At 63.9% G+C, this 21,688-nt stretch carries 28 protein-coding genes; 16 read left to right on the top strand and 12 right to left on the bottom strand.

From position 1 onward, the window contains the following. The first annotated feature begins 33 nt into the window (after positions 1-33). The 5 genes from ACZ46S_RS02940 (at position 34) to ACZ46S_RS02920 (ending at position 4,139) form a co-directional block, all read left to right on the top strand. Positions 34-675, top strand: a complete 642-nt coding sequence (locus ACZ46S_RS02940) for an NUDIX domain-containing protein (RefSeq protein WP_464063293.1) — start codon at positions 34-36, stop codon at positions 673-675. Next, the gene (locus tag ACZ46S_RS02935) at positions 668-1,354 is read left to right on the top strand and encodes an NRDE family protein (RefSeq protein WP_295741454.1); all 687 of its coding nucleotides are present in this window, start codon (positions 668-670) and stop codon (positions 1,352-1,354) included. The genes ACZ46S_RS02940 and ACZ46S_RS02935 overlap by 8 nt, the downstream gene beginning before the upstream one ends. Positions 1,355-1,434: 80 nt before the next feature. After that, on the top strand, positions 1,435-1,623 hold the full coding sequence (locus tag ACZ46S_RS02930) for a DUF3311 domain-containing protein (RefSeq protein ID WP_295741452.1): 189 nt from the start codon (positions 1,435-1,437) through the stop codon (positions 1,621-1,623). After that, positions 1,620-3,137 carry a monocarboxylate uptake permease MctP gene (gene mctP, locus ACZ46S_RS02925; RefSeq protein ID WP_464063292.1) on the top strand — a complete coding sequence of 506 codons (1,518 nt, stop codon included), beginning with the start codon at positions 1,620-1,622 and terminating at the stop codon, positions 3,135-3,137. The genes ACZ46S_RS02930 and mctP overlap by 4 nt, the downstream gene beginning before the upstream one ends. Positions 3,138-3,380: 243 nt before the next feature. Next, on the top strand, positions 3,381-4,139 hold the full coding sequence (locus ACZ46S_RS02920) for a MipA/OmpV family protein (protein WP_026438680.1): 759 nt from the start codon (positions 3,381-3,383) through the stop codon (positions 4,137-4,139). Positions 4,140-4,227: 88 nt separating this feature from the next. On the opposite strand, the gene ACZ46S_RS02915 is transcribed toward ACZ46S_RS02920, so the two are convergent. The 3 genes from ACZ46S_RS02915 to ACZ46S_RS02905 form a co-directional block, all read right to left on the bottom strand. Beyond that, positions 4,228-4,668: a hypothetical protein gene (locus ACZ46S_RS02915; RefSeq protein WP_464063291.1), complete on the bottom strand. Its 441-nt coding sequence runs from the start codon at positions 4,666-4,668 to the stop codon at positions 4,228-4,230. Positions 4,669-4,758: 90 nt separating this feature from the next. Further along, complete coding sequence (locus ACZ46S_RS02910) at positions 4,759-5,514, bottom strand: gamma-glutamyl-gamma-aminobutyrate hydrolase family protein (RefSeq protein WP_295741442.1); 756 nt, start codon at positions 5,512-5,514, stop codon at positions 4,759-4,761. A 5-nt stretch (positions 5,515-5,519) separates the two neighbouring features. Further along, positions 5,520-6,710: a multidrug effflux MFS transporter gene (locus tag ACZ46S_RS02905; RefSeq protein WP_464063290.1), complete on the bottom strand. Its 1,191-nt coding sequence runs from the start codon at positions 6,708-6,710 to the stop codon at positions 5,520-5,522. Positions 6,711-6,878: 168 nt separating this feature from the next. Here ACZ46S_RS02905 and hisB point away from each other — a divergent pair, with 168 nt between their 5' ends. The 7 genes from hisB to ACZ46S_RS02870 all read left to right on the top strand — a co-directional run bounded on the left by hisB (position 6,879) and on the right by ACZ46S_RS02870 (position 11,175). Then, positions 6,879-7,469 carry an imidazoleglycerol-phosphate dehydratase HisB gene (gene hisB, locus ACZ46S_RS02900; RefSeq protein WP_464063289.1) on the top strand — a complete coding sequence of 197 codons (591 nt, stop codon included), beginning with the start codon at positions 6,879-6,881 and terminating at the stop codon, positions 7,467-7,469. After that, positions 7,466-8,107: an imidazole glycerol phosphate synthase subunit HisH gene (hisH, locus tag ACZ46S_RS02895; protein WP_464063288.1), complete on the top strand. Its 642-nt coding sequence runs from the start codon at positions 7,466-7,468 to the stop codon at positions 8,105-8,107. Before hisB ends, hisH begins: the two co-directional genes overlap by 4 nt. A 177-nt stretch (positions 8,108-8,284) precedes the next feature. Next, positions 8,285-8,827, top strand: a complete 543-nt coding sequence (locus tag ACZ46S_RS02890) for a GNAT family N-acetyltransferase (RefSeq protein ID WP_008492943.1) — start codon at positions 8,285-8,287, stop codon at positions 8,825-8,827. Then, on the top strand, positions 8,824-9,555 hold the full coding sequence (gene hisA / locus ACZ46S_RS02885; RefSeq protein ID WP_464063287.1) for a 1-(5-phosphoribosyl)-5-[(5-phosphoribosylamino)methylideneamino]imidazole-4-carboxamide isomerase: 732 nt from the start codon (positions 8,824-8,826) through the stop codon (positions 9,553-9,555). The genes ACZ46S_RS02890 and hisA overlap by 4 nt, the downstream gene beginning before the upstream one ends. Beyond that, on the top strand, positions 9,549-10,316 hold the full coding sequence (gene hisF / locus ACZ46S_RS02880) for an imidazole glycerol phosphate synthase subunit HisF (protein ID WP_295741425.1): 768 nt from the start codon (positions 9,549-9,551) through the stop codon (positions 10,314-10,316). The genes hisA and hisF overlap by 7 nt, the downstream gene beginning before the upstream one ends. Positions 10,317-10,346: 30 nt before the next feature. After that, complete coding sequence (locus ACZ46S_RS02875) at positions 10,347-10,799, top strand: phosphoribosyl-ATP diphosphatase (RefSeq protein ID WP_295741422.1); 453 nt, start codon at positions 10,347-10,349, stop codon at positions 10,797-10,799. Between the two features lie 10 nt (positions 10,800-10,809). Further along, entirely contained in the window at positions 10,810-11,175 is a 366-nt protein-coding gene (locus ACZ46S_RS02870; protein ID WP_295741418.1) for a histidine triad nucleotide-binding protein, read from the top strand. Positions 11,176-11,313: 138 nt separating this feature from the next. On the opposite strand, the gene ACZ46S_RS02865 is transcribed toward ACZ46S_RS02870, so the two are convergent. Beyond that, positions 11,314-12,531, bottom strand: a complete 1,218-nt coding sequence (locus tag ACZ46S_RS02865) for a polyhydroxyalkanoate depolymerase (RefSeq protein ID WP_295741414.1) — start codon at positions 12,529-12,531, stop codon at positions 11,314-11,316. A 130-nt stretch (positions 12,532-12,661) separates the two neighbouring features. On the opposite strand from ACZ46S_RS02865, the gene ACZ46S_RS02860 reads away from it, so the two are divergent. Beyond that, positions 12,662-13,318 carry a glutathione S-transferase gene (locus ACZ46S_RS02860; RefSeq protein ID WP_295741411.1) on the top strand — a complete coding sequence of 219 codons (657 nt, stop codon included), beginning with the start codon at positions 12,662-12,664 and terminating at the stop codon, positions 13,316-13,318. Positions 13,319-13,440: 122 nt separating this feature from the next. Here ACZ46S_RS02860 and ACZ46S_RS02855 read toward each other — a convergent pair whose 3' ends face one another. Beyond that, positions 13,441-13,878 carry a cupin domain-containing protein gene (locus ACZ46S_RS02855; protein WP_464063286.1) on the bottom strand — a complete coding sequence of 146 codons (438 nt, stop codon included), beginning with the start codon at positions 13,876-13,878 and terminating at the stop codon, positions 13,441-13,443. A gap of 24 nt (positions 13,879-13,902) precedes the next feature. On the opposite strand from ACZ46S_RS02855, the gene ACZ46S_RS02850 reads away from it, so the two are divergent. After that, positions 13,903-14,121: a hypothetical protein gene (locus ACZ46S_RS02850; RefSeq protein ID WP_464063285.1), complete on the top strand. Its 219-nt coding sequence runs from the start codon at positions 13,903-13,905 to the stop codon at positions 14,119-14,121. On the opposite strand, the gene ACZ46S_RS02845 is transcribed toward ACZ46S_RS02850, so the two are convergent. The 5 genes from ACZ46S_RS02845 to ACZ46S_RS02825 form a co-directional block, all read right to left on the bottom strand. Beyond that, positions 14,118-16,529, bottom strand: a complete 2,412-nt coding sequence (locus tag ACZ46S_RS02845) for a DNA translocase FtsK (protein ID WP_464063284.1) — start codon at positions 16,527-16,529, stop codon at positions 14,118-14,120. The two genes, ACZ46S_RS02850 and ACZ46S_RS02845, sit on opposite strands and share 4 nt — an antisense overlap. Positions 16,530-16,765: 236 nt before the next feature. Then, positions 16,766-17,314 (bottom strand): YceI family protein, encoded by a 549-nt coding sequence (locus ACZ46S_RS02840; protein WP_464063283.1) that lies wholly within the window; start codon positions 17,312-17,314, stop codon positions 16,766-16,768. Continuing rightward, a complete protein-coding gene (locus tag ACZ46S_RS02835; RefSeq protein ID WP_464063282.1) occupies positions 17,311-17,880 on the bottom strand; it encodes a cytochrome b in 570 nt (189 codons plus the stop codon). The genes ACZ46S_RS02840 and ACZ46S_RS02835 overlap by 4 nt, the downstream gene beginning before the upstream one ends. A gap of 1 nt (position 17,881) precedes the next feature. Further along, the gene (locus ACZ46S_RS02830; RefSeq protein ID WP_234730706.1) at positions 17,882-18,484 is read right to left on the bottom strand and encodes a YceI family protein; all 603 of its coding nucleotides are present in this window, start codon (positions 18,482-18,484) and stop codon (positions 17,882-17,884) included. Positions 18,485-18,565: 81 nt separating this feature from the next. Beyond that, positions 18,566-19,171, bottom strand: a complete 606-nt coding sequence (locus ACZ46S_RS02825) for an FMN-dependent NADH-azoreductase (RefSeq protein WP_464063281.1) — start codon at positions 19,169-19,171, stop codon at positions 18,566-18,568. Positions 19,172-19,293: 122 nt separating this feature from the next. Between ACZ46S_RS02825 and ACZ46S_RS02820 the strand changes: the two genes are divergently transcribed. Together ACZ46S_RS02820 and ACZ46S_RS02815 are read left to right on the top strand one after the other, a co-directional pair. After that, positions 19,294-20,223, top strand: coding sequence for a LysR family transcriptional regulator (locus ACZ46S_RS02820; RefSeq protein WP_464063280.1), 930 nt, complete (start codon positions 19,294-19,296; stop codon positions 20,221-20,223). After that, a complete protein-coding gene (locus ACZ46S_RS02815; protein WP_008492929.1) occupies positions 20,220-20,465 on the top strand; it encodes an Lrp/AsnC ligand binding domain-containing protein in 246 nt (81 codons plus the stop codon). Before ACZ46S_RS02820 ends, ACZ46S_RS02815 begins: the two co-directional genes overlap by 4 nt. 50 nt (positions 20,466-20,515) lie before the next feature. Here the strand turns inward: ACZ46S_RS02815 and ACZ46S_RS02810 are convergent, their stop codons facing one another. Together ACZ46S_RS02810 and ACZ46S_RS02805 are read right to left on the bottom strand one after the other, a co-directional pair. Then, complete coding sequence (locus ACZ46S_RS02810) at positions 20,516-20,941, bottom strand: GlcG/HbpS family heme-binding protein (RefSeq protein ID WP_295741384.1); 426 nt, start codon at positions 20,939-20,941, stop codon at positions 20,516-20,518. A gap of 3 nt (positions 20,942-20,944) precedes the next feature. Beyond that, positions 20,945-21,505 (bottom strand): HNH endonuclease, encoded by a 561-nt coding sequence (locus tag ACZ46S_RS02805; protein WP_008492927.1) that lies wholly within the window; start codon positions 21,503-21,505, stop codon positions 20,945-20,947. Positions 21,506-21,688: the final 183 nt, after the last annotated feature.

Raw genomic sequence — 21,688 nt, 5'->3', positions numbered from 1 at the left:
TGGCGAGCCATTTCATTGGTGTAAGCTCCCGGCATGGATGAGCTTTTTCTGGATCATATGCTGGCCGATCCGCGCCTGCAGGCCGAGATCATGGCGCGCTGCGCCGCCGGCCAATTCCCCGATGAACCCACCGAAGTCGCCAATGATCTGGGGCTTCTGCGCCTGCCGGACGGCGCCGATGTGCGGGTCTGGCTGGTGCATGCCGCCGATGCGGTGCTGCTGGACGATTTAGGCCAGATTTTGCTTATCACGAGGCTGCATAACCCAGGACGCGGTAAACAGGCGCTACCGGGCGGGCTTTTGGATGCGGTGCCGGGCGGGGTGGAGCGCTCCGAAATCGCAGCGCTACGAGAGCTGCGCGAGGAGGCCGGGATCAGCGCCGCGCTGCTGGCGCGCGCGCGGGTGACGCAGCTGGGCGCGCGCCGGCATGTGCGCCCGTTCGATATTCGCCGCGCCTGGAACAACCTGCCCGGCACACCGGTGCGCAAGAATGAGCTGTTCACCGTCTCCACCCTCGCCTTTCGGGTGAAATTATCGGGAGATTTGCGGGATATTCCCTTCAAGGCCGGGGACGACGCCACGGCGGTGAGCATCCTACCGGCCTCGGAGGTGAAGCCCGAAAATCTGGCGGTGCCGGACCATCTGGAGATGATCCGGGATGCGCTGAATGTGTAGCATCATCCTGCACCGGGACGCGGCGGGGATCTTCATTGCCGCCAACCGGGATGAGATGAAAAACCGGCCCTGGGACGCGCCGGCGGAATATTGGCCGGGCATTTGCGGCGGGCGGGACCGGCTGGGCGGCGGCACCTGGGCGGCGCTGAACCGGGCGGGGGTGTTCGCGGCGCTGCTCAACCGGCACGGCACGCTGGGGCCGGCGCCGGGCAAGCGCAGCCGGGGGGAATTGCCGCTGCTGGCGCTGGCGCGGGACAGCGCGGATAAGGCCGCCGCCGCGTTGGCCGGGCAGGATGCCGGGATCTATCGCAGCTTCAATCTCGTGATCGCCGATGCCAGCGCGGCCTATCTGCTGCGAGGGCTCGGGGATGGGCTGATCGACGCGCAGGCGCTCACCGCGCGCGTGACCATGATCACCTCCGGCGAGCCGAATGAACGCGCGCTGCCGCGCATCGCCAGGCATTTGCCGCGTTTCGAGGCGCAGCCTCGCGAAAACTGGAAAACCCTGCTGGCGGATGCCAGCGGATCGCGCGAGGAGCAGCTGAATATTCCCGCCCCCGCGGATGGTTTCGGCACGGTCTGCGCGCTGCTGGTCGATTTACCGAAAACCGGCCCCGCGACACAATGTTTCGCCCCCGGCCCGCCGGACCGGACCGGCTTTAGCCGCCTCGATTGGTAGGCCCTCCAAAAAAGCACCGCGAAATCTTGCAAAATCTTTCCCGCCGGATCATTGGCATAAACAACGTTCTGGGGGGTCTAATGATCAGATTATTATTTTTCGTGATCATCTTTGTGATCGCGCTTTGGGTGCCGCTTTATAACAAGGTCAACCCGACACTGTTCGGCTTTCCGTTCTTCTATTGGTTCCAGATGCTGGTGGTCATCGCATCCTCGGTGATGATCTGGATCGTCTATAAGGTTGAAGACAAGGAAGGCGCCGACAAATGACTCATATCGTCGCGATCACGGTGTTCGTGATCCTCATCGTCGCCGTCATAATCATGGGCTTCATGGCCGGGCGCTGGAAGGGCGGCAATCTCGACCATATCGAGGAATGGGGCCTGGGCGGGCGGCGCTTCGGTACGCTGATCTCCTGGTTCCTGATCGGCGGCGACGCCTATACGGCTTATACCTTCATCGCCATTCCGGCGTTGATCTATGGGGCCGGGGCGCTGGGCTTCTTCGCCGTGCCTTACACGGTGGTGTGCTACCCGATTCTTTATATGGTGTTCCCCAAGCTCTGGAAGGTGGCGCATAAATACGGCTACATCACCGGGCCGGAATTCGTGCGCGGGCGCTATGGCAATCGCTGGCTGGCGCTGGCCGTGGGCGTGACCGGCATTGCCGCCACCATGCCTTATATCGCGCTGCAGCTGGTCGGCATGCAGGTGATCATCGGCGCGCTGGGCATTCCCGGGCATCTGCCGCTGATCGCCGCCTTCATCGTGCTGGCCGCCTTCACCTGGACCTCGGGCCTGCGCGCACCGGCGATGATCTCCATCGTCAAGGATCTGCTGATCTATCTGACCGTGATCGTCGCGATCATCGCGATCCCGATGTCGCTTGGCGGGTTCGGCAATATCTTCGCCAAGGTGAACCCGGCGAAGCTGATCCTGGCCGCCCCGCCGGCGCACAGCCTGGGCAGCTATGGCGGCTATGCGACTCTGGCTCTGGGCTCGGCGATGGCGCTGTTCCTGTACCCGCACACCACCACCGGCATTCTCTCCTCCGCCGGGCCGCGTGTGCTGCGCCGCAATGCCGCCTTGCTGCCGGCCTACACCATCCTGCTGAGCCTGCTGGCGATGCTGGGCTTCATGGCGGTGGCCACCGGCGTGGACAAGATGCCGCAATTCGCCGAAGGCTTCGCCCATTTCAAGGCGAGCTTCGCGGTGCCGGCTTTGTTCATGTATGAGTTCCCGGACTGGTTCGTCGGCGTCGGCTTCGCGGCGATCGCCATCGGCGCGCTGGTGCCGGCCGCGATCATGGCGATCGCCTCGGCCAATATCTTCACCCGCGACATCTACGAGCCCTTCATCAGCCGCTCGAAAGGCAGTGCCGAGACGCTGGTGGCGAAGATCTTCGCGATGGTGATGGTGGTCGGCGCGCTGTTCTTCATCGTCGCCATTCCCACCCAGTTCGCGGTGCAGCTGCAGCTGCTCGGCGGCATGTGGGTGATCCAGACCTTCCCGGCCATCGTCTTCTCGGTGTTCACCCGTTTCTTCAACGGCTGGGCGCTGCTGATCGGCTGGGCGGTGGGCATCGTCACCGCCACCTGGCTGGTTGCGCATAATAATTTCGGCGGCGTCTGGGCGTTCCATGTCGCGGGCTATACCTTGCCCGCCTATATCGCCTTCGCCACCGTGATCTTGAATGCGCTCATCGCCTATGTGCTCAGCTTCCCGCTGAACGCCATGGCGAATGACCGGCATAAGGACGAGACCGAGGCGGCGGATTACGCCTGAGCACGAGACGGCAAGGCGGCGTCTTCGTCGCCTTGCCGTCATTTCATCAAACCGCAGGGCAAAAATGCCCCTAATTGCCCTCCGCCCTGCTGCGTTGAAGCGGCAAGTTCGTCATACTGCCTCATCAAACAACGACGGGATGGGGTTTTGATGGCGTGGCGTGAGATGATCTGCGGTGTTGGCGCGATGGGCATATTTAGCCTTGCTGGACTGCACCCGGCCGCCGCGCAAAGCGCGTCCGCCATGGCCGAATGGCAATATTCCTCCGGCGTTCAGCTGCAACGGCTGTTCGAGCCGAAAATCCCGACCTGGGAGGTCGAGGTAGGGGCCGGGGCCCAGTTCGGGCCGGCGGCCGATGGGCTGCGCCGCTACACCGTGCAGGGCGGCCCGGCGATCGATATACGTTATAAGGACATCGCCTTCCTCTCCACCGGCGAAGGTTTGGGCGTGAATCTGTTCAGCTTCCGGCATATTTCGGTGGGCACGGCGCTGACCTATGATCTCGGCCGCTCGCCGCATGTGGATGGGCGGGATTTGAACGGGCTGGGCACCATCCATATGGCGCCCGAGGTGAAGCTGTTCGCCACCACAGTGCTCTCCAAGAGCTTTCCGCTGACGCTGCGGGTGGATGTGCGCAAGCAGCTGGGCGCGTCCTTCGGCTATGTCGGGGATATCGGCGCTTATATGCCGATGCCGGGCAGCTCGCGGAAATTCGCCTGGTTCATGGGGCCGAGCGTGACGCTGGCGGATACGCGCTACATGACCACCTATTTCGGCGTCAGCCACACCCAGGCGGCGAGCACGCGCTATCATTTCTTCAAGGCGCATGGCGGGGTTGAGCAGGCCGGGATTGGGATTTCGGCGACCTATTTCGTGACGCCGCATGTGCTGGTGGATCTGAGTGGCGGCTATCAGCGGCTGATGGGCGACGCGGCGGACAGCCCGATCACCCAGACGCCGAATGACGAGAGTGTCTCGCTGGCGGTGATGTATAAATTCTAAAAGTTTTTGGTGCAGCTTTTTTCAAAAAGCTGCGAAAAACGCCTGGGGTGGAGACGACAACGTCGCCACCACCCCAGCCCCAAAACCATTAGAAAATCTTATTGATGATATCTTCGCCGATGCCAAAGCCGGCCCCCATTTCCAGGGCGCGGCCGAAGCCGGAATTCAGGAAACCGCCGAGAATACCGCCGCTCTGCTGCGGCTGCGCATAGCCCTGCGGGGGATAACCCTGTTGCGGATAACCTTGCTGCGGATAGCCCTGTTGCGGGTAGCCTGGCTGGCCATAGCCTTGCTGCGCCTGGTTGGCGACATAGCCGTGCAGCGCCTGCAGCAGATTGGCGACCTGATTCTGCTCCGCCTGGATGGCCAGCGCGATGCTCTTCAGGTCGAGAAACCATTCACGCGCATTCTGGTCGCCCGCATTGGCGGCATTTTGCAGCTTGCCCGCCAAATTCTGCAGCTCCATCACGGTCTGGCGTGCCTGGTTCTGCAACTGGTCGTATTGGTTGTCGATGGTTTGGATGTCCATGTGACCCTCCTTGATACCGCCGATGATATAGCGCGATTAAGGCGGGTTTATAGCCGCCTCCGGCCCGCATGGCCCTCTTGTTGCACTAAATTACGCGGCAAGCCGGGCTGAACGCTGCGCCGCGTAAGCCTGGGCCGCGGCACCGAAGGCCTGGAACAGCGCCAGACGGTCCGGGAAATGCGTGACTTCCCATTCCGGATGCCATTGCACCGCCAGGGCAAAGGCTTTCGCCCCCTCCACCCGCACCGCCTCGATGGTGCCGTCCGGTGCCGTTGCTTCCACCACCAGACCGGGGGCGAGCTGGTCGATCGCCTGGCCGTGCAGGGAGTTCACCTGGATGGAGGTTGCCCCCGAAATCCGGGCCAGCTCGCCGCTGAGCGCGACCTCGTGCTGGAGGCGGAAGCGGAACTCGTTATCGCCGTCACCGGAGCGATGGTCGGCACGGCCGGGCACCTTGTGCACTTCCTGGAACAGCGTGCCGCCGAGGGCCACGTTGAGCTCCTGCATGCCCCGGCAGATGCCCAGGATGGGAATGCCACGCTCGATCGCGGCACGGATCAGCGGCAGGGTGGTGGCGTCGCGTTCGGGGTCGTGCGCGTCCGGCGTGGCGTCGTAATCGGCGCCGTAGCGGGTCGGCATCACATTGGAGGGGGAGCCGTTGAACATGATACCGTCCACCCGGTCCAGCAGCGGCAGCATCGCCTCGCCCTCGGGCGGGATCAGCACCGGGATGGCGCCGGCGCCATCCAGCAGCGCCTGGCCATAGCGCGCCGGGGTGGCGTGCTGGATATAGCCGTTGATCAGTTTCGTGCAGGCCGGGATGCCGACCAGAATCGATGTTTGCATATCAATCACTCCGCTGGGCCGAAGCTTAAGCGCGGCCGCTTGGTGGCGGCAAGCGCGGCGATTGCAGCGCAGCCGAGCATCACCAGTGCCATCGGCCGGGCGGTGCCGTCCGCCAGCACGCCCACACCCAGCCCCGCCACCGCGCCGCCGGCATATTGCAGCGTGCCGAGCAGCGCTGCGGCCGAGCCGGCATGGTTCTGGTGGCGGGTGAGCGCGCCGACCATGCAGCAGGGCAGCAGCAGGCCAAACGCCCCTTCGGTGAGCAGCAGCCCGCCGGCCAGCGGCAGCCCGCCGAGGGGCAGGATCGAAAGCAGCACCAGCAGCAGCGTGCAGGCCAGCTGCCAGATGATCATCACCGTGATGACCGGGGCGATGCCGAAGCGTGTCACCAGGATCGGGTTGAGCTGGCTATAGCCGATATAAGCCAGGGAATTGACCCCGAAGAGCAGCGCGTATCCGGTGCTCGACCAATGGAAGCTTTCCTCGAAGATCTGCGGGGTGCCGCTGAGATAAGCGAACAGACAGGCGGCCACGCAGGCATTGATGACCGCATGGGTGAGAAAGCCACGTTCGCGGAAGATCTCGACATAGCGCACCAGCACCGCGCCGACGCCAAGGCGCGAGCGGCGGGCGGGCGGCAGCGTATCCGGGATCAGCCACCAGGCGCAGAGCAGCGCGACGACGCCATAGGCGGTGCAGAGCCCGAAGATGAAGCGCCAGCTGGCGAACATGACGCAGACGGCGCCGATCATCGGCGCGCAGATCGGCGCCAGACCCATCGCCAGCATCAGCTTGGAGAGCATCTTCGCCGCCGCCGGACCATCCGCCAGGTCGCGCACCATGGCGCGCGGGATCACCAGCCCGGCGGAGGCGCCCAGCGCGGTGAGGAAGCGGAAGACCACCAGCGAGGGCGTGTTCCAGGCGATGACGCAGCCGGCCGAGGCCAGGATGAACAGCACCAACCCGGCCAGCAGCGGCCCGCGCCGGCCGAGGCGATCCGAAAGCGCGCCCTGCGTCATCTGGCCGACGGCCAGCCCCAGAAAATAGGCGGCCAGCGAATATTGCGGCGCCGCCTGGTCCTGCATGTCATGCGCCAGCTGCGGAAAGGCGGGCAGATACATGTCGGTGGAGACCGGGCCGATGGCGATGATCGCGCCCAGCAGGAACGGCAATTTTGGGGTGACGGCGCGGTTCATGGCCGATCCTGAGTAGAGAGATTGGCGGGCCGGGAAAAGCGGCGCGACAGCATTGCTGTAATGTTTTCGCCAAGCCCTGCCCCAAGCCCTGTCCCAAGCCCTGTCATGGGGCGTGCCATGCAATGATTCTGCCTTTTTCCGGCCATCGAACCGGTGTAGGTCAACGCCATGTCACGCATCAATTCTCTGAGCCGCAAGACCAACGAAACCGACATCGTCGTCACCGTCAATCTGGACGGCACCGGCAAGGCGGATGTCGATACCGGGGTCGGGTTTTTCGACCATATGCTGGAATCCTTCGCCCGGCACGGGCTGATCGATATCTCCGTCATCGCCAAGGGCGATGTGCATATCGATTCGCACCATACGGTCGAGGATGTCGGCATCGTGCTGGGCCAGGCCATCGCCAATGCGCTGAGCGACAAGCGCGGCATCCAGCGTTTCGGCCAGGCCAGCGTGCCGATGGATGAGGCGCTGGTGGAAGCGGTGATCGACCTCTCCGGCCGCGCCTTCGTGGCCTGGAATGTGAATTTCGAGCGGCCGATGCTGGGCGAGATGGATACCCAGCTGGTGGAGGAATTTTTCCGCGCCTTCGCCGGAAACGGGTTTTTCAACCTGCATGTGCGCCAGCTGGCCGGGCATAATGCCCATCACGTGGCCGAGGCCTGCTTCAAGGCGGTGGCCCGGGCGCTGCGCGCCGCGGTGGCGCCGGAGCCGCGCATTGCCGGGCAGATCCCCTCGACCAAAGGCGCGCTGTGAGCCAGCGCGTCGCCGTTATCGATTATCAGAGCGGCAATCTCGCCTCGGCGGCGCGGGGGCTGCAGCTGGCGGCGGCGCGGCGGGGACTCGATGCGGAGGTGGTCATCACCGCCGAACCGGATGAGGTGCGCCGGGCTGATCGTATCGTGTTGCCCGGCCAGGGCGCGTTTCCCGATTGCGCCCAGGGGCTGGAGAGCATCTCCGGGCTGAAGGATGCGCTGGAGGAGCGGGTGGCGCAGGGCGCGCCGTTCCTGGGCATCTGTGTCGGCATGCAGCTGATGGCGCAGCGCGGGCTGGAATATGGCGCCACGCCGGGCTTTGGCTGGGTGCAAGGCGAGATCGCCAAAATGCAGGTGGGCGGTGAACGCCTGCCGCATATGGGCTGGAACGAGCTGCGTTTCGAGCCTGGTTCGCACAAGCTGCTGGACGGGCTGAAGCCGGGCGACCATGCCTATTTCGTGCATTCCTACGCGCTCTCCGGCGGCCGCCCGGATGAAATCCTGGCCACCACCGATTATGCCGGGGAGGTGGTGGCGATGGTGGCCAGCGGCAACCGCGCCGGCACCCAGTTCCATTCCGAGAAAAGCCAGGATGTCGGCCTGACCATCCTCGGCAATTTCCTCACCTGGAGCCCGTAACCAAGCAACGCCCCGGCGTTAAGTCGCAAAAGTTTTTGGAGGGCGAAGGCGCCCAAGGTTCCGGCTTTGCGAAGCAAAGTTGGAAAGGCGCCGCAGGGGTGGGGGCTTTTTTCAAAAAGCCCCCACGATGCCCCACCCCCTCTTGATAACCCGCCCCGAACGCGCCAAGAGGCAGGCGTGAGTACGACCCTGCCCGCCCCCACCAGCATCACGGCCGAGCGGATCGAGGCCTTCACCGACGAGGCCGATATCCATGCCCTGGCGGAAGCCGCCACCGCCGCGGTGCTCGATGGCGGCGGCTTTGGCTGGGTGAAACCGCCCACCGCGGCCTCGGTGGTGCAATATTATCGCGGCGTGCCGTTGGTGCCGGAACGCGAGCTGATCGTCGGCCGGATGGACGGCGTCATTTACGGCGCGGCGCAGCTGCAGAAACCCTCCCGCAATAACGAGGCGCAGAGCTTCGCCGTGCAGCTGATGCATCTGTTCGTCGCCCCTTATGCGCGCGGCCATGGGCTGGCGCGGATGATCCTGCGCAAGGCCGAGGAGCGGGCCCGCGCGCTGGGCTTTCACGTGATCAATCTGGATGTCCGGGCCAGCCAGACCAGCGCCATCGCGCTGTATGAGGCCGAGGGCTATCAGCTTTGGGGCACGCATCCGGTTTATGCGCGGGTCAAGGGCCAGATCATCCAGGGGCATTATTTCTACAAGGCTTTGAAATGACACTCACCCTCTATCCCGCCATCGACCTCAAGGACGGACAGTGCGTCCGGCTCAAGCGCGGCGAGATGGATCAGGCGACGGTGTTTGGCACTGATCCGGGGGCGCAGGCGGCGTCCTGGCAGGCGGCGGGGTTCGGCTGGGTGCATGTGGTGGACCTCAACGGCGCCTTCGCCGGCAGGACCGAGAATCGCGAAGCGGTGGAGAGCATTCTGAAATCCGTGAGCGTGCCGGTGCAGCTGGGCGGCGGGTTGCGCGACATGGCGGTGATCGAGGCGTGGCTGGAGGCTGGCATCAGCCGCGTCATTCTCGGCTCGGCGGCGGCGAAGAACCCGGCTTTGGTGCGCGAGGCGGCGAAGGCGTTTCCCGGCCGGGTGGCGGTGGGGATCGACGCCAAGGGCGGCATGGTGGCGACCGAAGGCTGGGCCGAGACCTCCGACCTGCCGGCGACCGAGCTTGCCCGGCGTTTCGAGGATGCCGGGATTGCCGCCATCATCTATACCGATATCGCGCGGGACGGGATGAAGACGGGTCTCAATCTGGATGAGACCATCGCGCTGGCCAAGGCGGTCAGCGTGCCGGTGATCGCCTCGGGCGGTGTGGCCTCGGTGGCGGATATTATCGCACTGAAGTCAGCCGCGGCCAGCCAGACCAATCTGGATGGTTCCATCCTGGGCCGCGCGCTCTATGATGGCAGTCTGAGCCCGAAGGAGGCGCTGGCCGCATGTTGAAGCTGCGCGTGATCCCCTGCCTGGATGTGAAAGACGGGCGGGTGGTGAAGGGGGTGAATTTCGTCTCGCTGCGCGATGCCGGGGACCCGGTGGAGCAGGCGGCCTTGTACGACAAGGCCGGGGCGGATGAACTGACCTTTCTGGACATCACCGCCAGCTCCGATCATCGCGACACCATCCTGGACGTGGTGCACCGCACCGCCGAGAAGGTGTTTCTGCCGCTGACCGTGGGCGGGGGCATTCGCCAGGTGGCCGATATGCGCCGGCTGCTGCTGGCGGGGGCTGATAAATGCTCGGTGAATTCCGCCGCGATTTCCCGCCCGGAGCTGATCAACGAGGCGGCGGAGAAATTCGGCAGCCAGTGCGTGGTGGTGGCGATCGATGCGCGGCAGAGCGGGCCTGGCAAATGGGAGGTCTATTCCCATGGCGGGCGCACCGCCACCGGGATCGACGTGCTGGACTGGGCCCGGCAGATGCAAGCCCGTGGCGCCGGTGAAATTTTATTGACATCGATGGACCGGGACGGCACCGGCAAGGGCTTCGACCTGGAGCTGCTGAAGGCGGTCTGCGGCGCGGTGAGGTTGCCGGTGGTGGCCTCTGGCGGCGTGGGCGAACTCCGGCATTTCGTCGAGGGCGCGCAGGCCGGGGCAACCGGGTTGCTGGCCGCCAGCGTGTTTCATTTCGGCCAGTTCACCGTGGCGCAGGTCAAGGGCGCCTTGGCCGAGGCCGGCTTGCCGGTGCGCCTGCCACGGGCAATATAGCGCTCGATCCCGAGGAGTCGCGTGCGAGTCATGGCCAAAAAGACCGAGAAAGCCCCCGTTGCCACCGCCAAGAAAAAAGCCGCGCCGAAGCGCAAGGTGAGCGCCGTGCCGCCCCCTGCCCTGGCTGGCGCCGATGCGCGGGTGCTGGACCGGCTCTGGGGCACGGTGCTGAGCCGCGCCGATGCCAGCCCGAATGAAAGCCATTCCGCCCGCCTGCTCTCGCGCGGCACCTCCAAGGTGGCGCAGAAATTCGGCGAGGAAGCGGTGGAATGCGTGATCGAGGCGGTGGCCGGCAACCGCACCGCGCTGATCGGCGAGAGTGCGGATGTGCTCTATCATCTGATGGTGCTGTGGGTGGATGCGGGACTGCGTCCGGAAGAGGTCTGGACCGAGCTGACCCGGCGCGAAGGCATGAGCGGCATCGCCGAGAAGGCCGCGCGCAAGCAGGCGCTGCCTGGGTTTCCCACCAAGAAGATCCCGTAAGGAGGCCCGCATGGCGTATGATCCGAACAATATCTTCGCGAAAATCCTGCGCAAGGAGATCCCCGCCAAGGTGATCTATGAGGATGAGTTCGCGCTGGCCTTCCCGGACATCTCGCCGCAGGCGCCGACGCATGTGCTGGTGATCCCGAAAGGGGCTTATGTGTCGGCGCTGGATTTCGGGGCGCGTGCCTCGGCAGAGGAGATTACCGGGTTTTACCGGGCGGTTTCGCATGTGGCGAAGCTGTGCGGGGTGGATGAGAGCGGGTTTCGCATCGTCTGCAATGCCGGGCCGGACAGCCAGCAGATGGTGCCGCATTTTCATGCGCATATCCTTGGCGGACGGGCGATGGGACATCTGCTCGCGCCCAAGGATTAAATTATAAAAGTTTTTTGGTGCCGCTTTTTTTCAAAAAAGCGGCGAAAACGTTGGGGCTTTGGCAACACGGTGCCAAAGCCCCAAACGTTTCGCGGCCCTTTTTGAAAAAAGGGCCGCCCCCCAAAAACTTTTGCTCCCTTAGACCGAGAACTGAATCACTTCGCGGACCAGCGGATAGATCTCATTCTCCCAGCGCCGGCCGGAAAAGACGCCGTAATGGCCGACGCCGGTCTGCACATAATGGCGCTTGAGCATCGGCTTAAGCGAACTGCACAGATCCAGCGCCGCCGCCGTCTGCCCCAGCCCGCAAATATCGTCGCGCTCGCCTTCCACCGTGAACAGGAAGGTCTTGCGGATCGCCGAGGGCTCGACCTTGCGCCCGCGATAGGTCAGCTCGCCTGTGGCAAGCTGGTGCTGCATGAAAATCTTGTCGACGGTTTCAAGGAAAAACTCCGCCGGCAGATCCATCACCGCCAGATATTCATCGTAGAAGCGCCGATGCGTGTCCGTGGCGCTGTCATCCTCCTTCACCAAATTGCCGTATTGGCGAATATGGGCGCTGATATGCTTGTCCATATTCATCGAGACGAAGGCGGTGAGCTGCATGAAGCCGGGATAGACCCGCCTTCCCGCCCCGGCATAACGCCAGGGGACGATGCCGATCATCTTCTCCTCGAACCAGGACATCGGCTTGGTTTTCGCCAGCACATTCACCTTGGTCGGGTTGCGGCGGGTGTCGATGGGGCCGGCCATCAGCGTCATCGAGCGCGGCGTGGCGGGGTTATTATCCTGCGCCATCACCGAAACCGCGGCCAGCACCGCGACGGTCGGCTGGCAAACGCCGATGACATGGCTGCGCGGACCCATTTTTTCGAGAAATTTGATCACGTGCTCGACATAATCGTCGAAGCCGAAGCGCCCGGCGGAAACCGGCACGTCACGCGCATTCGCCCAGTCGGTGACATAGACATCGTGGTCGCGCAGCAGCACCTCGATCGTGTTGCGCAGCAGGGTGGGGAAATGGCCGGAAAGCGGGGCGACCACCAGCAATTTCGGCTGGGCGCGGTCGCTGTCCTTTCTGAAATGCAGAAGATTGGCGAAGGGGGTGGAGAACACAACCTCCTCGCGCACCGCCACCGCGCTGTTGCCGACCTGCACCTCCTTGATGCCGTAATCGGGCCGCTGATGGGTGGTGCCGGAATAGCCGAAAACCTGCAGGGCCGCGTTAAAATGGCGCATCACCAGCCCGTACGGGCTGGCAGGCGTGAAGCTGCTCAGCCAGGAGCTGGTCCCACGCGCCAGCCGGCGAAGGGGATCGACAAGGTCAGACTGCGCCTGATAGATTTGATACAGCATTAAAAAACTAATCCCCAGCGCCTACGACTCTTACAAAAATGGGCACGCCCCGCGAAACCGACATAGCATTGTCCATGCTTTTGAGTTTTAGTAATCATGGTTTCATTTTGTCTAAAAGGAAAGGGTGAACATGACGGAAGCGACCCTGCTGATCAGCAGCAAGAATTATTCTTCCTGGTCGCTCCGGGGCTTTCTGCTCGCCAAACTCTCCGGCCTTTCCTTCAAGGAGGAGCGGGTTTCGCCGGATGATCCGCGCGCCAAGGAGGAGCTGTTGATGCGCACCTCCTCGATTCTGGTGCCCTGCCTCATCCATGGCGAGATCAGCGTGTGGGACACCATCGCCATCGCCGAATATCTGAACGAGGCCTTCCCAGAGGCGAATATGCTGCCGCGCGATCCGGCGGCGCGGGCACGCTGCCGCTCCATCTCGGGCGAGATGCATTCCGGTTTTGCCGCCTTGCGCTCCTCGCTGCCGATGAATCTGCGCTTTCGCAAGCCGGGTTTCACCGTCTGGTCCTCCGCGCAGGCGGATATCGACCGGATTCTCTCGATCTGGCAGGACTGCCTGACCACATGGAAGGGCCCGTTCCTGTTCGGCCGCCAGCCGACGATCGCCGACTGCATGTATGCGCCGGTGGTCACACGGTTTCTCTCCTACGATGTCACGGTCGGCCCGGTGTGCCAGGATTATTGCGACACCATCCTGAACTGGTCGCCGATGAAGGAATGGATCGCGGATGCGCGCGAGGAGCCGCAGGAGATCATCGAGCTGGATCTGGATTTCTGAGCGCGGCGTTGGCGTAACCCCGGCGCGCCCCGGCTGGGCGGCGTGATGGATCATGGCAGGATCAATAAGCCGCCTTTCATTGGCGGAAAGGCGGCTTATTTGCGCCTAAAACCGGGCCAGCCTCACGCGGCGGGCCAGGGGGTGGGGCCGGGCACGGCGCAGGGGCCGGGGGCATCCACCGTGCCGAAGGCGGCGGGCGAGGTGATTTCGAGATATTCCATGTCCGGCGAATAGTCGAAGAGGTAATGGGTGATGCCGGGCTGCTGGTGCACGCAATCCCCGGCTTCGACGAGGGTTTCCTTGTCGCCATACATGAAGCGGGCCCAGCCCTTGGTCATGAAGACGATGTGGAAATCCGCCACATGCTGGTGCCAGCCAGTGCCGGCCTCGGGCGGGAAGTCCGGGTTGGCCTTGACCAGCTGGGCGATGACGCGCCCGCCGGTGGCGGCGTCCACACCGAGATCCTTGTAGAGGAAGAAGCTGCGCAGACCGTCGGCGCGCCAGGGTGTGTCGGCGGGTTTGACGTGGGAGAAGAGATTCACAATCGCCTTGTCGAGCATGAGCGGCTTCCTTCTCTATGCGGAATGGAAAGCTCAGCCTGCCACAAAGCCTGTGCCGACCGCCAGGATTATTTTGCGGTGCAACAAAAACGCAGAAAAATGAATAATTTACAAAAGTTTTGGGCGGAGGCGGCGAAGGTTCCGACACCGCGCAGCAATGGTGGAAGGCCGCAGGAGGGGCCGCTTTTTTCAAAAAGCGGCGAAAAACACCGGGGCCTCAAGGAAAGCGCCGTAAAGCCCTAATCCTCGTCCCGCTCATGCCGCACCAACACCTCACGTTTACCCACGTGATTAGCCGGCGACACCACGCCCTCTTTCTCCATCTGCTCAATCAGCTTGGCCGCCCGGTTATACCCAATCGTCAAGCAACGCTGCAGATAGGAGGTGCTGGCCTTGCGGTCCCGCGCGACGATGGCCACGGCCTGGTCGTACAGCGCGTTCTCGCCGGTCGTGTTGCCGCCAATGGCGCCTGCGCCGCTGGCCGGGGCCTCATCGTCCTCGCTGGGCTCGGTGACCTCATCCAGATAATTCGGCTCGCCCTGCTCGCGCAGATAGTCCACCACCGCCTCCACCTCCTGGTCTGAGACGAAGGGGCCGTGGACGCGGGTGATGCGCCCGCCGCCGGCCATGTAGAGCAGATCGCCCTGGCCCAGCAGCTGCTCCGCCCCCTGCTCGCCCAGGATGGTGCGGCTGTCGAATTTGGAGATCACCTGGAAGGAGATACGGGTGGGGAAGTTGGCCTTGATGGTGCCGGTGATCACGTCCACAGAGGGGCGCTGCGTGGCCATGATGACATGGATGCCGGCGGCGCGGGCTTTCTGCGCCAGGCGCTGCACGCAGATTTCAATCTCCTTGCCGGCGACCATCATCAGATCCGCCATCTCGTCGATGAAGACGACGATGAAGGGCAGCGGCTCCAGCGCCAGCGGCTGCTCCTCGAACACCGGCTTGCCGGTTTCGGAGTCAAAGCCGGTCTGCACGCGGCGGGTGACGACCTCGCCACGGCCGCGGGCCTCGTTCACCCGGTCATTATAGCCGCTGATATTGCGCACCGCGAGCTGGCTCATGGCGCGGTAGCGGCGGTCCATCTCGCGCACCACCCATTTCAGCGCCGCCACCGCTTTCGGCGGTTCCGTCACCACCGGGGTGAGCAGATGCGGGATGCCGTCATAGACCGACAATTCCAGGATTTTCGGGTCGATCATGATCAGCCGGCATTGCTCGGGCGAGAGCTTGAACAGCAGGCTCATGATCATCGCATTGACGCCGACGGATTTACCCGAGCCGGTGGTGCCGGCGATGAGCAGATGCGGCATCCGGGCGAGATCGGCGATGATCGGGGCGCCGGAGATGTCCTTGCCCAAAGCCAGCGAGAGCGCGCCGTTCTGTCGGCCCCAATCGGCCGCACCCAGCAGCTCGGAGAGGAACACCGTCTCGCGCTTGGCGTTCGGCACCTCGATGCCGATGACATTGCGCCCGGCGACGACGGCGATGCGCACGGACATCACCGAGAGCGAGCGGGCGATATCTTCCGAGAGGCCGATGACGCGGGCGGAACGGATGCCCGGCGCGGGCTCCAGCTCATAGAGCGTGACCACCGGGCCAGGGCGGATTTCGACGATTTTGCCCTGCACGCCGTAATCCTGCAGCACGGTCTCCAGCAGCCGGGCATTATTCTGCAGCGCCTCCTCGGAGGGGCCGCTATTGCCACGGGCCGGGGCGGCGCGCAGCAGATCCAGCGCCGGCGGCTCCCAGCCCAGCTCCTCCAACGGCAGACGCTGCTGCTGCGGCGGCGCGGCGCGGGTGGTGGCGACGGCTTTGACGTTCGGCTTGGCGCGCATCGGCAAGGCCGGCTCGCTGCGTGGGGCGGGCAGCGCCTCGTCCTCGTCATCCTCCGGGGCGCCAAGGGAGGGCACCCAGGCGCGGGAGGGCTCGGCGGCCTGCGCCGCGCCGCCAGAGGCGGTCTGCAGCAAGGGCGAGAGCCAGGAGGAGACGACGGCAGCGCTCTTGCGGCTATGGCTGGCGGCACCCGAGGCGGCCTGCACCGCGCGCCGGCCGCCGGAGCGCCATTCGCCAGGGGTAAAGCCAAGCGCGAAGCCGAAACTGCCCAGCGCCAGCAGCAGCGTGAGGATCATCACCAGCCCGCCGCCCAGCTTGCCGAGCACGGAATGGCCCAAAGCGGTGACCATATGCGCCAGCACCTGCCCGGCGGCACCGCCCAGCCCAGCCGGCACCGGCCAGCCGAGCCGCCCGCCGGGGATGATCTGAAACGCCATCGACAGCGCCATGGCGGCGAGCGGCATGGCGGCGCAGGCGAGGATGATGCGCGTCTTGGAATGGCCCACCTGGCCGCGAATGCCCATGCGATAAGCCCAGGCCAGCAGCACCGCCACGGGAATGAAGGCGGCGATGCCGAAGCCTTGCAGCATCAGATCCGCGATGTCGGCGCCGGTGGTGCCGGCAAGATTATGGGCCGGGCTGGCGCTGATCGTGTCGAAGGAGGGGTCGGCCGGATTGTAGGAGGCCAGAGCCAGGCCGAGTGTGAGCGCGACCAGGGCGATGATGATGGCGCCAAGCTCGCCTGTCCGGCGCTTGAGCTGCGCGCGGATGGACGGAGATATGAAACGACGGGCACCCAGATCAACAGCCATGGCATAACTTATAGATGCCAGCGTTTGATTTTCAAAGTTTTTAAGAATGCCGCGGCGCGGCATGAAAGGGGCGCGAAAAGTCTGTGGCGGTGGCACCGGCTTTGCCACCATCCCGAACGTTTCGTGGCCCTTTTTGAAAAAGGGCCACCCCTCCGGCGCCTTCCAGCGCTGCTGCGCAGCGCCGGAACCTTGGGCGCCTCCGCCCTCAAAAACTTTTGCTCTTTTAAGTCAGAGGCTTAGGAAGTCGCCGTCAGCGTGAACGCGACATCCACCTTCAGCCCAACATAGTCGCCGCTGCTCCAGGCCCCCTGCCCCACGCCGAAATCCGTGCGGGTGAGCGTGATCTTGCCCTTCGCCACCGCCTTGTTGCCGGTGACATCGAGGGTGAAGGGCAGCGATACCGGCTTCTTCACGCCGCGAATCGTCAGCGTGCCGTTGGCCAGGAACTTGTCGCCGCCCTGCGGGGTGAAGCCGGTGGCGTCAAACACCGCCTGCGGGAACGCGCTGACATCGAACCAGTCCGAGCCCGGCATCGCCTGGTCACGCTGGGCGTCGCCGGATTTGGCGCTGGCCAGGGCGATGGTCAGATGCACATGCGCATCCTGCGGCTTCGCCGGATCGTAGGAAATCTGCCCGCCCCAGCTGCCGAAGCTGCCGGTGAAGGAAGCGCCGGTTTCGGTGCCGGTGAAGGTGAGGCTGGAGGCGGCGGGCTGGATGGTCCAATCCGCCGCCAGAGCCGGGGAGCCGGCCAGCAGGAAGCCGGCCAGGAGAAGCGAGGATTTCATGAGGCGCTCCGGGGAAACGGCAGCATGCGGGCCAGCACGCCGTCGCGTTTGAAAAATTGATGGCGGATGACGGCCAGCAAATGCAGCGCGATCGCCGCCAGGATGATGTAGGCGCTCCAGGCATGCAGCGTGCCGGCACGATGCTCGCCGAGCTGGCTCACCCAGCCCGCCGGCACCGGCAGCGCCGGCCAGGGGATGGTTTTATAAAGAACCGTCGGGATATGCAGCGGCGAAAGCGAGGCGACCAGCCAGCCGCTGAGCGGGATTTCCAGCATCAGCAGATAGAGCAGATGATGCGTGCCGTGCGCGGCCTTGACCTCCAGCCTCGTCATCGTCCGCGGCAGCGCCGGGGGCTTGTGCCAGAGGCGCCAGAGCACGCGCAAAATCACCGCCGCCAGAATGGTGATGCCGATGGATTTATGCAGCTGGAACAGCATGAATTTGGTGCCGATGGGAAAGCCCCAATGCACCATCGCCAGCCCCATCGCGAGCTGAAACAGCATCCCCAGCGCGATCACCCAATGCAGGGTGATCGCGACCAGATCATAGCGCGAACGCGCTTGCATCTTACTTCTGAACGAAAGCGGCGCTGATGGTGATGGCGACATTGTCGCCGATCAGCGGCAGGTAGGTTTTCTGGTTGAAGTCCGAGCGCTTCAGCGAACCGGAGAGGTTGAAGCCGATCGTGTATTGCTTGCTCAGCGGGTTGATGCCGCCGGCATTGAACTTCGCCTTCAGCGTGAGCGGCTTGGTGACGCCATGGAAGGTGAACTCGCCGGTGACCAGAGCGGTATCCTTGCCGGTGCGCACGATCTTCTCGGACTTGAATTCGATGGTCGGATACTTCGCCGCATCGAACCATTCGGGGGATTTCAGCTCGCCATCCAGCGTGGTGTTGGTGGTGGTGACGCTGTCGGTCGGCACGGTGATGTCGAAGCTGGAGGCGGAAAGCTTCTTCGGGTCCAGCGTGAGGGTACCGGCGGCGTTGGTGAAATCGCCATACCAGGTGGTGAAGCCCATATGGTCCACCGCGAACAGGATGCGGGTATGGGTGGGCTCAACGCTGTAGGTGCCGGCCTTCACGTCGGCCGGGTTCGGGTTTGGCGCGGTCTGCGCCATGGCGAAGGCGGGCAGAGCGAGAGCGGCGAGGGCGATAATCTGGGTCTTCATAAGAACTCCCTGCGAAACACGATGAATAATTGCAAAAGTTTTTGGGGGTTTGGGGGCTTTTTACAAAAAGCCCCCAAGATTTCACAGTTTGGCGATCTCGGCCTCGGCCTTGGCCATCGACGGCGCGCGGTTATCCGGCAGCGCCAGGCCTTCCGCACGCACGAACACAATGTCGGTGAGGCCAACGAAGTTCAGCAGCGCGGTCAGATGGCTCTCCTGATGCTCCAGCGCCGCCGCCGGGTTGCCCGGGGTGTAGAGGCCGCCACGGGTAGAGGCGATGATGACCTTCTTGCCCGCCGGGACCAGGCCGACCGGCACGCCGCCATCGCCATATTTGAAGCTCTTGCCGGCGACCAGCAGGCGGTCGATCAGCGCCTTCAGCTGGCTGGGGATGCCGAAATTATACATCGGCGCGCCGATAACGATGATGTCGGCGGCAAACAGCTCGTCCATCGCGGCCGACCCGCGGGCGATGTCGGCCAGGGTGGCCTCGTCGGTCGGCGGGTGGCCGAACATGGCGCCGATATGGGCCGGGGAGAGATGGCCCAGCGGCGCGGCGGCGACGTCCAGATACGAGACTTCGAGGCCGGGATGCTTCGCTTTTTCGCGCGCCACGATCTCGGCGGTGAGCTTGCGGGAGGCGGAATTATCGCCAAGCACGCTGGAATCGATATGCCAAAGCTTCATGATGTCACTCCTGACTGCGGCGCCGGTCTGCGGCGCGGTTCGGAGCCTTATTAAGGAGATGATTTTCGGCGCAGAAGCCTATATATAAAGATGGATACCATCTTATTTGCCGATAGGTTCGCATGATTGAGGGCGTGACATTCGACCAGTTGCGGATTTTCGTCGCCGCGGCGGAAGAGAGGAGCTTTTCCGCCGCCGGGCGCAGGCTGGGGCGGGCGCAATCGGTGGTCAGCCAGGCGATTGCCAATCTGGAGGAGCAGCTGGGTGTGGAATTGTTCCGGCGCGAGGGGCGCTACCCGGAACTCACGCCGGGGGGCGAACTGCTGCTGGCCGATGCGAAAGCGATGCTGGCTGGCATGGCGCTGATGAAATCGCGTGCCAGGGGCATGGCGGCGGGGATCGAATCGGAGCTGTCCGTGGCGGTGGATGTGATGTTTCCGATGTCCGTGCTCACCCGCACGGCGGCGGTGTTCGAGAAGCGTTTCCCGCTCACCCCGCTGCGGCTTTACGTCGAGGCGCTGGGCGGGGTCGCGAAAAATGTGCTGCAGCAGCAAAGCCAGATCGGCATATTATGCAATCTGCCGATCAGCATTTCCGGGCTGATGACCGAGCGGCTGCTGGCGGTGGAGATGGTGAATGTCGCCGCTCCCACCCATCCTCTGGCGATGAAGACCACGCCTTTGGGTGAATGCGACATGGCGCAGCATGTGCAACTGGTGTTGACCGACCGCACCGAGCTGACCAGCGGGCAGGAATTCGGCGTGCATTCCAGGCGCAATTGGCGGCTGGCGGATCTGGGTGCCAAACACGCTTTTCTGCTGGCAGGTCTTGGCTGGGGCGGGATGCCGCTGGAGATGGTGCAGGATGATCTCGATGCCGGGCGCTTGCGGGAATTGCAATTGCAGGACATTCCGGGACGGGCCCAGATCAGCATGTCCGCCGGCTACCGGCAGGATGCGCCGCCGGGCCCGGCCGGGCGCTGGTTCATCGAGCAGCTGAAAAACTTCGCCGTGGAATCCCAGGGCGTGCAGGAATTGAAGGAATACGCATGAAAACGCTGATCGTGCAGATCAAATGCGAGCTGGGCCAGGCCTATGAGGTGGCGGCCTATATTATCGACAATGTGATCCCCTGCCATATCTACTCAATTTCCGGGCCGTATGATCTGATGGCGATCATCAATCTGGAGGAGGACGAGGATCCTGGATTGTTCGTGAACAAACATCTGCACAAGGTGCCGGGGATCAGGGACACCTCGACGATGACCGCGTTCAACGCGTTCACGCCAGGTTAAAAAGTTTTTTGGGGCCGCCCCTTTTTTCAAAAAAGGGGCGGAAATGTTTGTTAACCCCCGTCAGCGTCCAGCCCGGCGCCGGAGATCCCCGCCACCGCACAAGCCTCGTCATTGTCCGAGGTGCAGCCGGAAATGCCGACCGCGCCGATGACGGCACCATTCTGCCGGATCAGCACCCCGCCCGGCACCGGCACCAGCGCGCCGCCAATGGCGGCGGTGGCGGCGGCGATGAAGTAAGGCTGCTGTTCGGCCCGCTTCATCAGCGCCCGCGAGCCCATGCCCAGCCCCAGCGCGCCTTGCGCCTTGCCCAAAGCAATCTCGCCGCGCTTCAGCGAAGTGCCGTCCTGCGCCGCGAAGGCCTTTTGCGCGCCCCGCGCATCCAGCACCACCACCGCCAGCGGCTTGGTTTCGATGCTCTTGGCATGGGCCAGCGCCCCCGCGATGATTTTCTGCGCGGTCTCCAGCGTCAACGCCATGGTCTATCCTTCCAGTTCAGAATCCCAATACAGATAATCGCGCCAGCTCTCATGCAGATAATTGGGCGGAAAATGCCGCCCGCGCTCCTGCAGCTCGTAGCCGGTGGGCCGGCGCGGCTCCTGTCTGGGGATCATATTGCACTCGCGCGGCATTTTCGAGCCCTTGCGCAGATTGCAGGGGCCGCAGGCGGTGACGACATTCTCCCAGCTCGTGCGCCCGCCGCGGGCGCGGGGGATCACGTGGTCGAAGGTCAGCTCCTGGGTGGCGCGACGATCAAGGCAATATTGGCAGGAAAACCCATCACGCAGAAACACGTTGAAGCGCGTGAAGGCGGGCATGCGGGCCGAGGGAATGAAATCGCGCAAGGCGATCACGCTGGGCAGACGCATGGAGAAGCTGGGCGATCTCACCTCTTGCTCATATTCCGACAGCACCGAAACCCGGTCCAGGAACACCGCTTTCACGGCATCCTGCCAGGTCCAGGTCGATAACGGAAAATAAGAAAGCGGACGGAAATCCGCATTGAGGACGAGGGCGGGGAAATGCAGACCGCCGTCGGGCATCAGTCTCGCCTATCCGGGCTGAGGCCGAAATCTTGGGGGGCAGATACGAAACGCTGCCACATATGGTAGGCCGTTCGAGTCATATGGACTTTATGACAGGCAGCGCGATAGGCGGCAAGCATCGGGCTTGATTGTCGCCCATTTGTCATCTGCAAGGCCGGTTCGTGAAGCCAGCGCGGCGCG

The sequence above is a fragment of the Acidocella aluminiidurans genome (assembly GCF_055383125.1).
The sequence above is the reverse complement of the archived record's forward strand: the minus strand, read 5'-3'. Positions and strand labels throughout refer to the sequence as shown.